The sequence below is a fragment of the Vibrio sp. McD22-P3 genome (assembly GCF_021568915.1).
GTDB lineage: Bacteria > Pseudomonadota > Gammaproteobacteria > Enterobacterales > Vibrionaceae > Vibrio > Vibrio mediterranei.
Genome location: NZ_JAKGTN010000004.1, coordinates 1 through 18,128 on the forward strand (window position 1 = coordinate 1; position 18,128 = coordinate 18,128).

General features: G+C 42.9%; 18 protein-coding genes. 4 read left to right on the forward strand and 14 right to left on the reverse strand.

From position 1 onward, the window contains the following. Positions 1-96 precede the first annotated feature (96 nt). From L2W36_RS05705 to L2W36_RS05760, 12 genes are all read right to left on the reverse strand, one after another. The gene (locus L2W36_RS05705) at positions 97-1,371 is read right to left on the reverse strand and encodes a hypothetical protein (protein WP_236109537.1); all 1,275 of its coding nucleotides are present in this window, start codon (positions 1,369-1,371) and stop codon (positions 97-99) included. Positions 1,372-1,501: 130 nt separating this feature from the next. Beyond that, entirely contained in the window at positions 1,502-2,428 is a 927-nt protein-coding gene (locus L2W36_RS05710; RefSeq protein WP_236109538.1) for a hypothetical protein, read from the reverse strand. 132 nt (positions 2,429-2,560) lie between these two features. Beyond that, positions 2,561-2,983: a hypothetical protein gene (locus L2W36_RS05715; RefSeq protein WP_236109539.1), complete on the reverse strand. Its 423-nt coding sequence runs from the start codon at positions 2,981-2,983 to the stop codon at positions 2,561-2,563. A gap of 176 nt (positions 2,984-3,159) precedes the next feature. Beyond that, entirely contained in the window at positions 3,160-3,351 is a 192-nt protein-coding gene (locus tag L2W36_RS05720; RefSeq protein ID WP_236109540.1) for a YHYH domain-containing protein, read from the reverse strand. A gap of 256 nt (positions 3,352-3,607) precedes the next feature. Continuing rightward, positions 3,608-4,522 (reverse strand): hypothetical protein, encoded by a 915-nt coding sequence (locus tag L2W36_RS05725; RefSeq protein ID WP_236109541.1) that lies wholly within the window; start codon positions 4,520-4,522, stop codon positions 3,608-3,610. A 206-nt stretch (positions 4,523-4,728) separates the two neighbouring features. Further along, positions 4,729-4,959, reverse strand: coding sequence for a hypothetical protein (locus L2W36_RS05730; RefSeq protein ID WP_006073518.1), 231 nt, complete (start codon positions 4,957-4,959; stop codon positions 4,729-4,731). Between the two features lie 169 nt (positions 4,960-5,128). Beyond that, positions 5,129-5,392: a hypothetical protein gene (locus L2W36_RS05735; protein WP_236109542.1), complete on the reverse strand. Its 264-nt coding sequence runs from the start codon at positions 5,390-5,392 to the stop codon at positions 5,129-5,131. Between the two features lie 179 nt (positions 5,393-5,571). Beyond that, the gene (locus tag L2W36_RS05740; protein ID WP_236109543.1) at positions 5,572-6,414 is read right to left on the reverse strand and encodes a histidinol-phosphatase; all 843 of its coding nucleotides are present in this window, start codon (positions 6,412-6,414) and stop codon (positions 5,572-5,574) included. 188 nt (positions 6,415-6,602) lie between these two features. Next, positions 6,603-7,247, reverse strand: a complete 645-nt coding sequence (locus L2W36_RS05745; protein WP_006073522.1) for a M91 family zinc metallopeptidase — start codon at positions 7,245-7,247, stop codon at positions 6,603-6,605. Between the two features lie 261 nt (positions 7,248-7,508). Then, the gene (locus tag L2W36_RS05750) at positions 7,509-8,621 is read right to left on the reverse strand and encodes an NADH:flavin oxidoreductase (protein ID WP_236109544.1); all 1,113 of its coding nucleotides are present in this window, start codon (positions 8,619-8,621) and stop codon (positions 7,509-7,511) included. A 211-nt stretch (positions 8,622-8,832) separates the two neighbouring features. Beyond that, the gene (locus tag L2W36_RS05755; RefSeq protein ID WP_236109545.1) at positions 8,833-11,331 is read right to left on the reverse strand and encodes a hybrid sensor histidine kinase/response regulator; all 2,499 of its coding nucleotides are present in this window, start codon (positions 11,329-11,331) and stop codon (positions 8,833-8,835) included. A gap of 154 nt (positions 11,332-11,485) precedes the next feature. Further along, positions 11,486-11,881 (reverse strand): hypothetical protein, encoded by a 396-nt coding sequence (locus tag L2W36_RS05760; RefSeq protein WP_236109546.1) that lies wholly within the window; start codon positions 11,879-11,881, stop codon positions 11,486-11,488. Positions 11,882-12,164: 283 nt separating this feature from the next. Here L2W36_RS05760 and L2W36_RS05765 point away from each other — a divergent pair, with 283 nt between their 5' ends. From L2W36_RS05765 to L2W36_RS05780, 4 genes are read left to right on the forward strand one after another with little or no spacing between them, the layout of a single operon-like run. Then, positions 12,165-12,998 (forward strand): phosphate ABC transporter substrate-binding protein, encoded by an 834-nt coding sequence (locus L2W36_RS05765; RefSeq protein WP_236109547.1) that lies wholly within the window; start codon positions 12,165-12,167, stop codon positions 12,996-12,998. Between the two features lie 2 nt (positions 12,999-13,000). Continuing rightward, a complete protein-coding gene (locus L2W36_RS05770; protein WP_236109548.1) occupies positions 13,001-13,858 on the forward strand; it encodes a PstC family ABC transporter permease in 858 nt (285 codons plus the stop codon). Beyond that, positions 13,855-14,715: a PstA family ABC transporter permease gene (locus tag L2W36_RS05775; RefSeq protein WP_006073537.1), complete on the forward strand. Its 861-nt coding sequence runs from the start codon at positions 13,855-13,857 to the stop codon at positions 14,713-14,715. The genes L2W36_RS05770 and L2W36_RS05775 overlap by 4 nt, the downstream gene beginning before the upstream one ends. Position 14,716: 1 nt before the next feature. Next, entirely contained in the window at positions 14,717-15,433 is a 717-nt protein-coding gene (locus L2W36_RS05780) for a phosphate ABC transporter ATP-binding protein (RefSeq protein WP_236109549.1), read from the forward strand. Between the two features lie 115 nt (positions 15,434-15,548). Here the strand turns inward: L2W36_RS05780 and arcC are convergent, their stop codons facing one another. Together arcC and hydA are read right to left on the reverse strand one after the other, a co-directional pair. Further along, positions 15,549-16,490, reverse strand: coding sequence for a carbamate kinase (gene arcC, locus L2W36_RS05785; RefSeq protein WP_006073540.1), 942 nt, complete (start codon positions 16,488-16,490; stop codon positions 15,549-15,551). Positions 16,491-16,584: 94 nt separating this feature from the next. After that, positions 16,585-18,021 carry a dihydropyrimidinase gene (hydA, locus tag L2W36_RS05790; RefSeq protein ID WP_006073542.1) on the reverse strand — a complete coding sequence of 479 codons (1,437 nt, stop codon included), beginning with the start codon at positions 18,019-18,021 and terminating at the stop codon, positions 16,585-16,587. Positions 18,022-18,128 lie beyond the last annotated feature (107 nt).

Genomic DNA, 18,128 nt, shown 5'->3' on the forward strand with positions numbered 1-18,128 from the left:
GCAAGATGGTTGTAATACTGAATTCAATGTTACGAGATGGCGTCATGTGGGATGAAAATATAGCCAAAATTTAGCTATTGACGCCATAGTCGTTTGTTAGGTAGTTGGACGACAATACGTCGCCTTTACTTCCTCAAAAACTGCTTGCCTTAACCCTTTACTCTTGTCTAAAAACTCTGTGACTTCAGCATTCCAAGTTTCATTTTCAAAGTATTCCAGCCATTGAGGAGCGCCACACGTCACAACTTTAACACGTCTATCATAGTTAAATTGCTCTAGGATTTCTGGAATTGGCTTGTTAATCGGGTCGACAATGGTGATCTTGAGGTTCTGATTCAGAACCATTGCATTAGATAGCCGATAATTAATATGTTTATCACCGAAGCCATACCCGATAATAACTAGCTCAGAGGCATTGGATATATTATCAACTAGCAACTTGAGCTTTTCTTCCCCTTGCTTTTCGTTAGTCGTTAGACTGTACTTACTTCCACCAGTAAGCATTGATTGAACTAGAATATCTAACTCTCCATCCAAGTTGGAAACAACCTTGTCTTTGCTACTTGGGATACGGAAGTCGCCTTTGTAGTAACACATATTTTGAATGTTCGTGAAGTTTTTCATTAACTCCACCGAATGACTCAATGACAAAGACTGATTCAATAATTGAGAACCATCTTTGTACTCTAGCTCAGATAAGCCACCATGCAGTTTTACTAGATTGATTCCACGTTCTTTCTCAAAGAACATTTGGTGTTTGCTACTACCTAATTGATCTCTGTTTGAGTAAGTAAAATGAATTAGATTATCCATTTCTTTATTGCTCTTCGGAAAGGCAACTTTATTAACATCACCGTAGGTGATTGGAATATTTAAATCCAAAGCTAAGCACTCAAGGTACATATCATGATTTAAGGTAAATACCCATGTTTCATCTTTAGCGCATAATGCCGCGAGCTTTCTAAAGCTAGCAAACGTCTGTGGATAAACCTTTGAATATGTAACTATTTGATAAAAATTTAATATCTCATGAATTACTGAGTAAAAAACACCAAACATGTAATGATAAGAGTCAGTATCAGAGAGTGTTTTTCCGGGTTGTTTCGTTAAGTTTTGTATATTCGCTAACAGCTCTTCATAGTTGTTACCACGTTGACGTTGGTAGTCATGAACCAGACTCATTACTTCTTTCATAGCTTCCAAGTTAACTGGTCTATCTGAGCCAAATGGCTCATTCATAGCGAGTCGTTCCACAAGTTTATTTGCAAAACTCTCAGAAAATACTCCAAGAAAGACTTGAGTTAGTTCTGATGCTAAAGGCATTCCTAATTCATAGGAGAAACCAGCCCCTAACAATAGTACTTTTTTCATTATTACTCCAAACTCAATTGACTACCTAACGCCTAACATAAGGTGCGCCGTGATCAACTCACAAAGCACACTTGACTCCAAACCAAAACTGCTGAGTGTAATGCGTCACCTTGATGTTTTTGTTAAGTGACTATCGCTGTTCAGGTTCTATTTCTAGTAATTCGTCTGACCATAAATCAGGGTCTAGCTTTATTTTTAAACCGTCTGGAAAGCACTTAAAACCCTTGTTATCAAAAGAGAGCTCTTTTTCTTGAGCTTCCATGACTAAATCCTCGTAGTTCCCACTTACAAAAGCCTTAACTAGCGCATCTGAAAACCCAATCTCAACACCTACAGGCTTTAATAAAATTTGTTCTGTTCTCATGAAATTTTGAAACAAAGAGTAATATGACTGAAAGTAATCTTTTTCCGACACTTCAATATTAATTGATTCGTCCTGAATTTCTTCAGGATCTTCGATGAAAACTTTTAATGAATTTTTAAAGTAACTCTGACATGCTACTCTCAATATTGGTTGTGACATTCCAATTTTATGAATAACTTTCGTTTGTTCTTTTGCTGTCCTTTGCGCTGCATTATCAAAGTTATTTGTACGACCTTTAGCTTCAAATATTACAAACTCTTTTCTTGGATTTAAACCGATTAAATCTGGACGCGATTTTGTTTGTTTTTTCGTGGTAATAGAGCTGTTTACATTAGCAACATGCTCTAACCATGGAACTCCCAAAAGCTTAAGAGCAAAAAGCTTTGACATAACCATGCCTAGAGAAAACGATACAAACACCTTCTCGGTGGGATCCATATCGGTATAAATTCCACTCTTCTCCAACTTTTTAGCATTCTGCTTTAGTGTTGACCAAATCAATGTAGAGCGATTGATGATTTCATAAATAGAAAAAACACCGTGGGTACTAATTTGTGCCGAATTACGTTTCCCAACAGTAATCGCAGCCCAAATAACCTCATGCCAATCAGTGATTAATGTATGTCTTCCTTGCAACTTTTTTCCATAAAGCGATTTAGGAAAAGCTCTAGCTTTATATTCGATTTCTAACATTTTTGAAAATTCACCTCTGTCACTTAACGCCTTGCTAAGCGGCGCTTACGGCCTACTTTACCAAACACACTGAACTTTTAACCAAAAGCGGCAAACGTTACGCGTCCGGTTAAGCAATTTGTTATGCATTGTTTAGTATCTGACACAAGTCCCAAAAACAACTTTGTCATTACTCATAAAAACAAATGGCTTTCTAACAGTATCTTCGTATTCATTGATCGTAAGAGCATAGATATTTGAACCTGCCCCTGCCCCTTCTTCAACCCTCATAGTGGTAACAACTTTGTAGGAGTTCTCGGTGGAACCATAATCAATAACTTGTGGTTCTGTAAAATAAGAGTTTTTCAATTCACCTGTCATATAGCCAGTTTTTCTCTCAACGGTGAATTCTTTGCCAATGTATTGTTTTTTATAATACTCATATAGTTTTCCTGTATCACCCGAAGCAATACTAAAGCGATCAACTGTACATTTGTAATCAGTGCCCGCTGCTGCAACACCGAAACTTATTATGGAAACCATGTTAACCATTATGATGCTAAGAACCTTTTGCATTGGATAGTTCCTCAAAATGCATAACGCTTTGCTAAACGGCGCTTACGACCAACCTTACCAAGTACTCTGAACTTCAAACCAAAAGTGACGAACGTTACGCGTCCGTTTGAGCAATTTGTTATATGAACGAGTAACTCTAAGCTAACTCACATGCATTTACGAAGTTCAAAGTGCCGCTATGGCGGACAACTACCACCGCGTTGCTTCCTAGTATGACAATGATATTCGCCAGTTTTTCGATTGTAATGGCAACCACAGCTATCCGTTCCACCACTATGAGACAACTCAACTTTACCAACAAGACTTACTGGCTGTGCATATAGAGTTCCTGTAAAGATAGCTACCAGCATCATAAGACAATATTTCATAAACTAATCTTCCACTTCTTCCATTAGTGAATGATTAGTCTAAAGAAGTTCTAAGACTAAAAGAGTGATATTACTCGCAAATAATATGCAACTTGTAGCATTATTATCTTAAGCTAATTACAAAGTCTATTAAGTTCATATAACGCCCAATTAAGTTGTGAGCAACGCTACCACCGGCCTAAACCATCGTGCCTTAATCACGGAAGCTGATTCAAACTCAAAATGCCGAGCGTTGCGAATCAGCTTAAATTGTTTGTTATATTCTTTCCAGTTCACACAATGTTTCAAACACCTTTATGTAGCTTAAAGCAAAAATTAAATGTTCAAGCGCAAGTGGAATTTCATAGTTCTCTAATCCATCAAAATCATGGCAGGTTAAAGCTTGTAGCATTCTTGTGGTAACTAAAGTTCGACAATACTCAGAGTAAAGATTGACATTTCTTTTTATTTGAAAGGCATCTGGTACGAGAGAATTTCGCTTTAACCCTTCTTTCAGCTCCGCTTCAATTAAAGCTATCTCCGTCACCAAAACGTTAAAATTATCTCGGTGCTCTAACATTGAAGGTACTAATGATTGAAACAGTTCGTTTCTTTTGTCATGACTCAATTCAACAGAGAGAACCTTGAATGCATTCTGAATTGAGTATGAGCGCGCAATTTTTTCAGAAGCCGTGGGTTCAAATTTTGTTTTCTTCGAAAACAATAGCTTAATCAACCCATCACTTTTAGTTTCACACTCACTAACAAACGACTGATTTATCCATTTCAAATTTCTTAATTGATGCTTTAGTAGAGCAGGATTGTCTAAATTATTGGACAAAATTATTTTGGATATATCATCAATCATGCACCGAAAGTGAAGTGATAGGTCTACTTTATCATCATATTTCTCGAGCACGGAATAGACTTCAAACTTAGCTTTATCAAGTGTTGGTATGAACTTCTTAGTAATATCTACGAGCTTCACATTAGATTCATAGAGTAAGGAAACATACTCATCACTAGCTTCTTTTAATGCAATCGAATTCCTCAAGTTCGAGTATTCGGAGTGCAGCCCCTCAAACCTGACCATTAGCCTATTGATTTCTTTCGTATTCGCCTTGTCTTTTCGCCACGTGTACAATAATGCTAAACCTGCTATTGACGGACCTAGTAAATCGATAAATTCCAAGGTGCCTCCCATAAATATAACGCTTATTAGACGGATTTAATCCGCCTAACTCCCCCACACAATGCAAAACTTACCCCTAACTTTCAATCACCTACAACGAAAAATGCAAATACAGTTGCATATTAAACAGAAAAAGCGGAATTATTCCGCCTAATGTAGGTAAATACGGATTTCTAGTCCTGCGAAGTACGCGTGAATGGCTATCGTCAGTCTTCGATTGTCTTAGTCCCGCACTGTTCGCAAATACAATGACGTGAGAAATCGTCCATTGAGGCCAGAAATGCGCCAAAAGCCCAACCTTTTAAAAAGCCAGTCAAAAACTCTTTGCGTTTACGCTTTTTGTCTTCTTTGAATGGGCTTTCTTTGCGTACCAATACGACGACGTGGTCAGTGTTTTTTCCGCAAACACTGCAATAACGGTTTTCTCTTTTTTCCATCACGGCTACCGCACTCTTTTTAGCAAGAGCAAGCTGTTGATTTTGTTAAAGTCTGTTAATGAGCGTTACTTTATGAAATTGTGGCGAAGGATACTGTTAACTTGGTTGCATAATTGATATGCAACCACTGTCGATTATTCTTACAAAGGTGAGATGGGACTGATTTTGGCTAACGCTTTTCACAGTCTTTCTTGTTTTTGATGAGATTAGTGAGTGCGGTGGCTTCGGTGCGCTCTGCGTCTTGATAGGCTTCGAAAACGTCGCCGTTGTGGTAACCCATAATGTGTAACGTGACTTGAATGATAAAAGTGAAGAATCCGATAATCAGAGTCAGGAAAGGAACTACGCCAAATTGTTCAAACCACAATAACGCAGCGGAAATCATAACGACAACCAATGCCGTTATGGCTTTGTTTTTACTAGACAGTATCATACAACCACCACTCTACTTTTCATTTGAGTTCATCCTAACTTCAATGCGTTGCACATAATTGGGGTGAGTTCACGAAGCCGAAATACAGAGTACGGAATAGGAATAACTGTGAGCTAAGCCGCTTTACAACATACTTTACGATTGAGGCTTTAAAATTAGCTTAAAAAGCGGCGCTGCTATTAGAGGATGGACACATCCTGCCATTTGCCATCAAGTAAGATACGCTGCTGTTGGTACCCCGCTTCTAATAGGATTTCTCGACACTTCTCGTGATACACACCTAAGTGATGAGGCGCGTGAGCGTCGGCGTTAATCTGTACTGGGATATTCTTTGCTTTAGCATGCTTAAGTAGCCAAGGAGATGGATAAACATCGTCGGTTGCGCCGCGCAGCATACCGCCATAATTGACTTCCAATATCACGCCAGCCTTTGCAACTGCGTCTAGTGTGGCAATGGCGATCTCTTGGTACCAGCTAGCTTGTTCATCAAAGAAAGCGAGCGCTTTATTGTGCTTTTTGACTAAGTCGTAATGACCTAAAATATCAAACCCACCAGCTTCGCATAACTCTCGAACGCGCTGGTAATAGACTTCAATCATCGAGCGCGCGCTGCCGTTGTGCACTTCATCCAGCAACACTTTAAATTCATCGTGTGGGCCGTCGACACTAAGCATAGAATAACGCTCGTTTGGTGCGTCTAATGTATGAACCGACCCAATCTTATAGTCGAGGGGATACGCGTCCCACTTCGTATCGCTTGGCGCAGTCAAACCGACTATAAAGTCGATTTCTAATCCTAAATACACGTCAATGTCAGAACGATCTTTTTGCTGTTTAATGTCGGCAACGTAGGCCTCTAGGTTTTCCGCTAACATGCAGAAGTCGTTGTCGAAAGGCAAAGGAGCGTGAGAGCTAAAGCCCACCGATTTAAAACCAAGGGATACGGCTTTATCCACCATCTCTTTTGGCGTTCCTTTCCCATCACAATAGTGACAATGCATATGGTAATTGCTTAGTAACATGGTTGACTCTCCAAACCCGTTAATCCTTATTTTAGCTATGGATATAGTAACCCTGGTTATCATCCAAGCAAGCGATAACTGCATTGGTTCAATGTTGATTTTGTAAAGGGGTATGATGAGCCAGCGCGCAAAAGTAAAGCCGCAGTGTAAACACCGCGGCTCTTATCTCACTGACTAGCAATAAAGAATTAGAAGTACTGAGTACGCTCCGCTAAGCCGAATTGACGGCGGAAGCAGTTTTCACTCATTGGATTGTTGGAATATTTTCCTAACCCGGTTGTCCAGAGTTCTTCATCTTTCCCATCCATCTTTGTACCTTGAAGGCAATGGAGCGAGTGAATGAGCTCGTGAGCAAGCACGACATAAGGTTCCGCTTTTTCACCTTTGCGCGTCATCACCTGCACGTTAGTGAAGTGCATATAACACACTGAGCCAGTGGCATTGGTAGCTGCGGTTTGATTGACAGCGGAGTTATGACTACCACCAGCCATCCAGAACGGACAACCTTGGGGAGCAAACCTTGCTTGATTACTAGCAGTCATACCCGTTACGTTTGCTTGACCATCGCTGTCATAGAGCACATCACGCTTAAAGCCACTTTGAGTGAAGTTAAGGTGTGTTGGCACACAAATGACATTGATGTTGTTAGGGAACGAGCCTCTCGCCGCAGGCTTAGCCGCTTGAATTTCAGAGAGCAGTGATTTGCCCGCTGATACTTGTTTAAGTTTTCTTAGGTTCTCTTCCATGATTGGTCGAAAAAAGGGATTTTTGCTTGGATCGTACTGAACAGCGAATCCGGGAAAGTTATTAAGTACTTGCGTAATTAATGCCATAGCTTACCTCTATTTGAATACTCGACTACTCACTCAATGTTCATCCTGAACCGATCATTGCGATGATCGTATTGAGTTAATACTTAGTGTAGTCACTATTCAGAGGTTGTAGGCATAAAATGGAATTTTTCGTGCTAGATCATGAAGATTGGTATATCGACAAGAGCCAGTGGCATTCCGGCTCCTATACGCTAATTCTGTTTGGGGCTAAGTTTACACAGCGACTTGGTTAGTAAATAGCGACGTTACGTAGCGGTAAGATTACATAGCGGCAAGCGCAACTTTTCTTTCCTTATTCACCACACAGAAGTTACCGCGCTTAGTACGACATTTTGAGCAGCGCTCACACTCTACTGGCGCTCGATCACCCTTTTTCCAACGCTTAATCAACTTAGGCTCTGACAACAATGGGCGTGAAAGTGCGAAATACTCAATACCAGTATTTTCTGCAATGGATTCAATCGCAGCAATATCCGTCAAACCACCAACCGTAATCACAGGTACGTTCACTTCTTGGCTGATCGCATGACCGTATTCGTGAAAGTAGCCTTCCTCTTGAATGGTATAACCATCGTGAGTTTCGCCAACCATAGTGTTAGCTTTGCCGTGGATATTGCCAGAGATAACCAGCGCATCGACACCCATCAATTCAAGTGTTTTACATACCACTCGCGTTTCGTCGAACGTTAAACCGCCTTCAAAAAACTCAGTGGCTGTTAGTTTCACCAAAATCGGGAAGTCATCACCAACTTGATCGCGGCATGCTTGATAGATTTCAACTAAGAATCGCATGCGGTTTTCTAAGCTACCACCATACTCATCATCTCGACGGTTATAGTACGGGCTCAGGAACTGGTTAATCAGATAGGTGTGCGCGGCATGCAGTTCTACCCCATCAAAGCCTGACTGTTTTGCTCTTAACGTTGCTTTAGCAAAGGCATCTACAATGTAGTCAATCTCTGCTTTGGTCATGGCTTTGCCTTGTGTTTGCGTACCCATTTCAGGGACATCACTCGGCGCAAAGATCACCCTTTCACCAACGTTAAACGTGGTTTTCGTGCCGCCATAAGCCAACTGCATTACAATCTTCGAATCATGCTGATGAACCAAATCGGTTAGCTTTTGGTACTCGTCGATAAAAGAGTCATCGTACATCCCCATCATGCCAGCATTGGGTTTTTCTTCTTTTACGATGTTGGCATAGCCAGTCACAATTAGACCAACCTCACCTTGGGCAAGTTCTTCATAGATGGCGTAAAGCTTGTCAGTCATATGACCGTCTTCTGTCGCCATATTTTCCCAAGTTGCACTTCTCATGAAGCGGTTTTTCAGCACCAAATTGCCGATGCGACTCTCTGTGAACAAGTGGCTCAACTCCAATCTCCTCAATGTATTGTTATGCTTATTATTGGTATCAAAAGCGAGGCGCGATAATACAGAGAATGGACGAGGTAAAACTTAATCTAGATTAATATATTGGCGTGCAATCAATGGAATGTTTGATTACTTCATTGGAATAGAAACTAAAAAGTCAGTCAGCCATATACAACGACCTGACTGACTCATTTTTTGTGACATTGTCACGCTAAGCGCTAGTGCGATTTTCTGATTTGGAATCATCGTCGTCTATCTGACAATGAGATATCCATCGTTCCAGCGACTCACCAAGTGCTTTTGCGTTAATAGGTTTAGAAATATAGTCATCCATCCCTGCTTCTAAGCATTTTTCGCGGTCGCCTTGCAGTGCGTTTGCCGTCATTGCAACAACAGGAATCGAATGGTTGATGTTGATATTTTTAGTATTTCTTATCTCTCTCGTTGCTTCATAGCCATCCATTTCTGGCATTTGGCAATCCATATAGACAAGGTCGTAGTTGGCAGGTGTTCTAAGAGCAGCTAGTGCCTCAAGTCCATTCTTAGCTTTATCGACTTTGATACCAAATTTCGACAGCAGCGATTGCAGCACGACTTGGTTAGTGGTGACATCATCCACAATAAGAATGCGCGCGTTGTATTGGGTTTTCTTCGCCGGCGTATGTCGTGTCACAAACGCTTCACTTCTATCACTTCCCGACAATCCCGATACTTTTTCTAACACACTCAACAGGTCGGCTTGCTGCATCGGTTTGGTGAGGTAACCGCTAAAGCCTGCCTTCTGCATTTTCTTCGCATCGCCACGCTGCACTACCGATGAGAACATCACCAAGCGAGTATCATTGTAATCAGGGTTATCTTGGATTTGTTTGGCTAGCTCAACCCCGTCCATATTCGGCATTTGATAATCAAGAATCGCAATGGTGAAGAATTGCTGTTGTTTGTGGTTATCAGCTAAAACTCTCAACGCCTCTTCACCACTATTAGCTACCTGATATGGAATCTCCCAACGAGTGAAGATCTGCTCGAGTAAATTGCAGTTGGTATCGTTGTCATCCACCACTAAGATACGTTGTTTTTTCAGGTCTCCAGTAGGCAAATAAACCACGGACTGTCTAGATGAGTTTTCCAGACAAACTGTAAACCAAAATGTCGATCCTTTGCCCGTTTCACTGGTGACACCGATCTCGCCACCCATAATTTCCGTTAAGCGTTTGCTGATGGAAAGCCCCAAACCCGTCCCACCATATTTTCGAGTGGTTGAACTGTCTGCTTGCGAGAAACGCGAGAACAGCTTTTGTTGCTGCTCTTCACTAATGCCAATACCGGTATCGCGTATTTCGAATCTCAGTATACTGTCGGTGAGTCGTTTTTCTTCCACGGTCACGTACACCGCGACTTCTCCGTCTTCAGTAAACTTAATCGCATTACTGACCAAATTGTTGAGCACTTGGCGAATACGACCAGGGTCCCCTCGGTAACAAAGATCCATCACAGGTGTAGCCGGACATACCAGCTGAATCCCCTTCTGCTCTGCCGCAAAATAGAGCATAGCCCCGACATCCTCGACCACTTCACCCAAGTCAAAATCAATCAACTCTAAGTCAATCTTACCTGCTTCTATTTTTGAGAAATCGAGTATGTCGTTAATAATAGAAAGCAATGATTCAGCGCTATTTTTGGTGGTTTCAGTCATTCGTATTTGCTGCTCGTCGAGCTTGGTATCAAGTAGCAAGTTAGTCATGCCTATAACACCATTCATTGGCGTTCTAATTTCATGACTCATGGTTGATAAGAACTCACTCTTCGCTTTGGCTGCAGCTTCTGCGCGGTCGCTTTCATCACGAAGCTTCTGGTTATACTCCTTCATTTTTTGATCATTTTTCAATAAGTTGAACGCCATATCTCTAAAGCTCGATGTGAGCATTGCGAACTCGTCTCTTCCTTTTAAATGGCGGCTACGGTTGAGTGTTTCTAATCCATTTTGAAGTTGCCCTTTAGCAACGAGTTGGGTTGCACTCAGTAATGTATCCATACGTTGCTTAACACGTTTAGAGCTCCATGCCGCCACAAAAAGTGAGATCAGTGCTGCAAACAAGGTTCCAAAAAACAACACAAAGGAGGTTTGACTCGCGGACTTTGACGACTCCATACTGCGAATGGTGATAAGCTCTTGCTCTATTTGAATAAACGTTGCAAATTCCCCACGTATTTCATCAATAATACGTTTACCTTCTTTCTGTTGTGAAAGGTCTTCGATGCTGTCTTGCTTCGCTAGTCCGTTCTCCAACAAACGTCTTTGAATAATGGCTTTATCTGCAATATCTCTGAGCCAAGTATTATGCAAAGTATTGATTCTGGTGAGTCGTTCAACTTGAACGGGGTTATCACTGACCTGTTTAGACAAGGTAGTGATTTTTTTATCCCACACCTCTAACGATAAATGAAAAGGTTCAAGAAACACTTCGTCACCGGTGAGCAAAAAGCCTCGTTTACCCGTCTCCATATCTACCGTGAGGCTCAGCAGTTCCTGCGCGCGACCAATAGCTTTGTGTGTGTGCTCAACCCAACGAGCGTCCTCCTCCATAGATTGAGTGTTTTGAAACACGGCTACAGAAACGGCAAGCATCAACAAAACAGGCACAGAAAAGCTGAGTAATAGCTTCTTGGTAATTGAGATGTCATCGAACCATCGATTGAGACTCGGCATAATCAACCTATCGCTACTGAGGTAATTATCTTTAGTCTAGGATAGGAAAATTGGATTGTTAGAAAATCGAAAGGACTGTAATAACTAATAATCTGAATTAGCAAAAGAAAACTGAGTATCGCTACTCAGTTTTCTTGTTCTCTATCAGCAGGGTTTACTCGTCTTCAACGATACGAATCTCGATAGCAAAAATCCCATGCTGAGGTATCATTTCTTTATATTCATGGAAGCTGTATAACATTTCTATCCCTTCTTCAATGGTATTGCACAGCTTGGAGAGGACCTGCATACCTTCACTCGTCAATAGTGCTCTTGGATCAGGATATTGACGTACTTCGACTACTTCTACGATTAACGCATTTGGCTTAATGACATCCAAACCAACAAAAGGAGGACCGGAAATCACCTGAAATGAGATTTTGTCTCCCGGCATTAGTTTGTCGTATTCAATCGCTTCATAGCTATTATTGGTTCGAATCTCTACTTTCTTAACACCAGAACGTATAGCGTCTAACGGTGCTCGATAAATCTCTAATGGGTATTCAGTCATCGGTCTCTCATACTGTCTTTTGGCCTTTTAACGTTAAGATAGAAGGTGTAATTATTTAAAGCCATCCTTCCTTAACAAGACATTTCTCAAATAAAGTCCAAACCAACCTTAAATCATAAACATTTATGATTTAAATCAAACACTAATCATCATTTCTGTCTAGCAGTCACATAGTTTTAGAAAATGATTAGGCGTAATCTAGATTGGTTAATTTGACATGATTTACACCGAATACATTCCGTGATTCGGCCCTTATGTTTTCGATTAAGACAAAGGAGTAGTTATGCGTTTTAAAACTGGTTTCATCAGACTGTTAGCCTGTAGTCTGTGCTTTATTCCAGTCATTAGTCAGGCCGCAGATACCGATACATTTGTTGGCCAATCAGGCACCATTAATATTGCGGGCGGCACCGCCCATATTCCCGTAATGAAACTCGCATCGCGCGCGATTATGAAATCCAACCCTGATATTCGTATCACCATCGCTGGAGGTGGTTCTGGTGTTGGGGCACAGCAGGTTGCCAAAGGTTTAGTTGATATCGGCAACACCGGTCGCGCATTAAAACCTAGTGAAGCTGAGCAGGGTTTGGTCACCTTCCCTTTTGCGATAGATGGTGTGGCTATCATCATTAATCCAGAGAACCCCGTTAAAGATCTAACCCAACAGCAAATTATCGACATTTATTCTGGAAAAATCACCAACTGGAAAGCGCTGGGTGGTGAACACCGTTCTATTAACCTTTTTACCCGCGATGAAGCCAGTGGCACACGCGCGGTATTCTTTAAAAAGATGCTCAACAGTACTGCTATCGTAACGAACGCCAACGTTATCCCATCAAATGGTGCCATGAAAACCGCCATTGCCCGTGACCCTGGCGCCATTGGCTATAGCAGTGTTGGTTACATCGATGACACAGTGAAAGCCCCTGCGCTCGATGGTATCCACCCAACCAACGAAGCTTGTGCATCTGGCGAATACAAAATCGTCCGCAAATTATATATGAACACCAAAGGTGAACCTCAAGGTTTAGTCAGCGAGTTTGTTGACTTTATTTATAGTCCTCAAGGCGCAGAGTACATCAGCGCATCTGGTTATATCCCATTAAGCAAGCGTTAACCATGCACCATTTGGTTGCACCAGAACGGGTACTACTTTCCCTAGTAATGGTAGTGCTCGTTTTGATGTCATTATTGTTTGGTTTTCTGATTTGGTTTGCATTGCCTGTTGTTACTGACCCAAGCGTCGCCGTCTTTTCTCTTCAATGGCAACCTGATCAAGGACACTATGGCATTTTCCCAATGGTATTCGGCTCTGGTGTTCTTGCTATTACAGCCAGTTTAGTTGCCTTCCCTTTTGCTCTTGGCATTGCCAGTTTCTGCCAATATAGCCGTTACCAACCTATCGCTATTTGGATTCGCCGCTTAGTCAGGCTAATGGCTGGCATTCCGACTGTGGTCTATGGTTTAGCCGCGGTTTTCTTGTTGGTTCCACTATTAAGAGAGACCTTTCGTAGTGGTTCCGGCTTTTCCTTGCTTGCAGTTATGTTGATGATGGTGCTGCTGATCTTACCCGTCATGATCATGATGTTGGACTCTCGGTTTAAAGCCTTGACGCAGCAGTTGCGATTAACCTCTTGTTCACTTGGCATGACCGACAGTCAGATGATTGCCCACGTCATCGTACCAAACTCAATGCACGCCGTAGCAAGCGCCGCCTTGTTAGGGTTTAACCGAGCGATTGGAGACACTCTGTTACCATTGATGTTGGCAGGCAATGCGCCACAAATCACAGGAAGTATTTTAGATTCTGTTCGCACCCTCACCGCTCATATTGGCTTGGTTCTTGCCACCGAAAATAGCAGCGCTATGTACAATTCGTTATTTGCTGCTGGCCTACTTCTACTCACCATTAGCGTTTGCGTTACTGTACTGATTCGCAAACTGACTCACTCAACTGATGGAGGAATAAACGGATGAAAGCTCGCTTATTCCATCTCTGGAGTGTGCTGTGCACGTTGCTGTTACTCGCGACTTTGAGTGTTTTTATCGGCTTTATTATTTATCGCGGTGCACCAACGATAAGTACTGAGCTGTTTTTTGGTGATGCGTCGCCCATGGATGCCATGTTAGGTCGAGAGCCTATCTGGGATGGTATCTGGCCTGCGTGCGTTGGCACACTGTCGGTCATCTTATTGGCGCTAACCCTTGCCCTCTTGCCCGGACTTGCTACCGGAATTTGGCTCGCGACGAGCAAACCTTCGTTGTTAAAACGTTGCCTTGCGATTGGCATCGATATTCTTGCAGGCATTCCGTCTATTTTGATGGGGCTATTTGGTTTTACTCTGATTCTCTCTTTGAGGCATTGGTTTTTACCCTCTGCCAATGCTTGTTTGCTGTTATCCGCACTATGCCTCGCTATGTTAATCATCCCTTATTTGGCCGTTGCTACACGAACGGCTTTACAAGCTCTTCCGTCATCACTCAACGTCACAGCTCTTTCTTTGGGGATGTCGCAATGGCAGGCGTTACGAACCGTTTTGTTACCACAAGCGAAAAGCGGCATTATCGGAGGCATTATGCTCGCCATAGGCAGGGCCGCCGAAGACACAGCAGTCATTATGTTAACTGGGGCAGTTGCCAACGCTGGATTGCCCGGTGGTATTTTTGAACGCTACGAAGCGCTACCTTTCACCATTTTTTACTACAGTGCGCAATATCAAAGTGAGACTGAACTACATATGGCGTTCGGTGCAGCATTTACCTTACTTTGTCTGACTGCCAGCTTGTTTTCGTTAGCAGGACTCACTCAGCGTAAATCGATAAGGAGAGCCTAACATGAGCTTTCAACCCTCTTCACAGCTTGCTGGTTCAGTCTCAAATTTGACCATCGCCTTTGGCTCCAATCAAGTTGTCAGCAACGCCAATATGGATTTTTATCGGAACCAGATCCATGTGCTTACTGGAGCTTCTGGCTCTGGAAAAACCACTTTTTTACGCGCTCTGAATCGCCTCAATGACTGTTTTGCCGAGTGTAAAACTACAGGTGATATCAAACTTACACTCAATGATACTCAACATTGTGTTCAGAAAATGCCTGAACACCAACTTCCCCACCTTAGGCAAAAAGTCGGTATGGTATTTCAACATCCTCAACTGTTGCCGGGTTCAATTCTCGATAACCTGTTACTGCCATTGAGAGTAGTCAACTCAGTCACTGGACAAAAGGCACATCAAATCGCCCAAACCGCACTCAAACAAGCAGCTCTTTGGGAGGAAGTCAGTGATCGCTTGAGTGATCATGCTGCTTCGCTATCGGGAGGACAGCAGCAACGGCTTTGTTTGGCGAGAACGTTGGCTTTGGAGCCAGAAATTTTATTACTTGATGAGCCTACCGCGTCATTAGATAAACACACGGCGCAGCAAATAGAGACGTTGATTGTAGAATTAGCCAAGCGTTACACCATTATCATGGTGTCTCACTCAGCCAAACAAACGGAAAAGCTGGCTAATCGAGTTAGCCATTTTGAATCAGGAAAAGTGTTCACACGTTAACAAGGTCGTCACGAAGTAAACTAATGTATTGAATAAAAAGAAGGTATCGAATAAAAGTAAGGAAAAAAAACAGGCCGTAAAACAAACACGGCCTGAGTGGGTTAAGTTAAATCGTTTAAGCCGGAACCGCCTCAAAATCTAGCGATACACAAGTTCCGCAATTTTCAGCCAGTACATCTAAGCTCTCATCAAGTGCACCGATATACGCTCTGCCACCAAACTCTGCGAAGTCCACAACCGCATCCACTTTTGGTCCCATGCTACCTGCTGGGAATTGGTATTGTTTCAACTCACTTGGGCCCACACTGCGCAGTGCTTGTTGGTTCTCTTTACCCCAGTTTAGGAACACAGCTGGTGCGTCAGTTAGGATAAGTAGCTTCTCTGCCCCTAGCTGTTTCGCTAACAAGGTTGCAGCTAAGTCTTTATCAATCACGCCTTCAACACCTTTGAAGCCAGATTCGCATTTACATACTGGGATACCACCGCCGCCACAAGCGATGACAACTTGTCCAGCTTCTAGCAAGGTATCAATAGAGTGTTTGTCGATGATGTTTTTCGGAAGTGGTGAAGGCACCACTCGACGCCAGTATTCGCCATCACGCTTCATCGTCCATGCGTTCTTCTCGGCTAACGCGCGGCCTTCTGCTTCATCGTAAACTGGACCCACAAACTTAGTTGGATCAGAAATACTTGGGTCATCACAGTCGACTTCGATACGAGTTAGTAGCGTAGTCACGTCTCTTTCAGGCAATTTGTTTTGTAGCTCTTGAGCTAGCATGTAGCCGATCATGCCTTCACTTTCTGCGCCCAATACATCCAATGGATAAGGTGATACTTTGTCGTACGCTAGGTTTTGCAATGCTAACAGACCGACTTGAGGACCGTTACCGTGAACAATCACCACGCGGTATTCTTTGGCAATTTCAGCGATCGCTTTGGCGGCAATTTTGATGTTGTCGAGTTGATTAGCGAAACTTGGCTCATCGCCACGTCTTAATAGTGCGTTACCACCGAGGGCAACCACTACAGTGCTTTTGTTTGTTTTGCTTGCGTTCATAGGGACTCCTTGAAAGACGCCGATCATTAGCTGTGCTCGGCCTCCACATTCTGTATATGTAATAAATCGTGTGTTATTTGAGTTGTTTCTGTCGTTATTCAGCTGAGAAAGGTTGACGGTGAATAAACTGCCCGTCCCCCGCTTCTCCGGTAAATTCACCATCGTACGCAACTAACTTACCTCGGCTGAACGTCATTAGTGGCCAACCTTGACACGCAATGGACTCGTAAGGCGTGTAGTCTGCATTGTCATGTAAGCTATCGTGTCTGATAGTTTGTTTCTTGTTCGGGTCAAACAACACCAAATCGGCATCCGCGCCACAGCCTAGATGGCCTTTTTGTGGATAGAGACCAAACAATTTGGCAGGCTCATAACTGGTTAGAGACACGAACTGATTGGGGGTAATTCGTCCAGCTATGACACCTTCTGAGAACATCAGAGGCATACGAGTTTCGACGCCAGGAATGCCGTTTGGTGTTTTGGTAAAATCTTTTGCGCCTAGCTGTTTTTGTTCTGCATACGTAAACGAGCAGTGATCAGTCGCGACAGTATCAATCGAGCCGTCCGCTAAGCCTTTCCAGAGTTTTTCGCTTTCCGCTTTGTCTCTTAATGGTGGACTTAGCACGTATTTCAGCGCGTCTTCACGTTCGTAACGGTCATTGTTCAACACCAAGTATTGTGGGCAAGTTTCAACCCACACTGGCTGGTTGTTCTCTCTTGCGAGGCGGGTGTAATCCAGTCCTAGACCGTTAGAGAGATGGACGATGTAGAGCGGCGCAGAATCAGCAAGCTTGGCAAGGTTGATCACTCTTGCAATCGCTTCCGCTTCGCATTCTAGCGGACGACTTAGCGCATGATATTTCGCTTCTACTTTGCCCTGCTCTATGAACTGTTTGCGTTTCAGTGACAGTGCTGCATCGTTCTCTGGGTGAACCGTTGTTAGTGCGCCAACTTTTTTCAATTGCGTTAACGCTTTAAGGACCGAACAATCATCCAGCTTGTAAGAGTACGTGAGGTACAGTTTGAAGCTCGGAATGCCGCGCTCATGCACCATGGCATGCATCTGTTCCAAAATCTGGTCATCAATGTGCTGGATAACACCATGGAAACTGTAGTCAATGACCGCTTTATCAGCCGCGTAACCATGGTAAACATCCAGTTGATGGAACAAATCACACCCTTTTGGACCAAAGCCCATATGATCGATGATCATCGTCGTGCCGCCACAAGCAGCCGCTCTGGTGCCAGTAAAAAAGTCATCACAGCTTCGAGTGATTCCTGCATCAATGTTGAAGTGGGTATGTACGTCAATACCGCCTGGCATGACGTACAACCCTGTTGCATCCACCACGCGAGTATCTTCACTCACGGGTTTTAGGTTTTCAGCGACTTGCTCAATCTTTCCATCAATGACCAAAACATCGGCTTTACGAATTTCAGCATGGTCAACCACAGTGCCATTTTGAATCAGCAATGGCGACGATGAATTATCGAGAAGGGATTCGATATTGTTGAATTGTTCAAAAGTCATAAGATCACCGGAAAGTTACATGTCGCATCAAGATAAAGGAGTCGCGATAAGCTGTGACGGAAAATCCCATCCTAGAGCGGACTCCGCCAACTTCAGGCAGACACAAG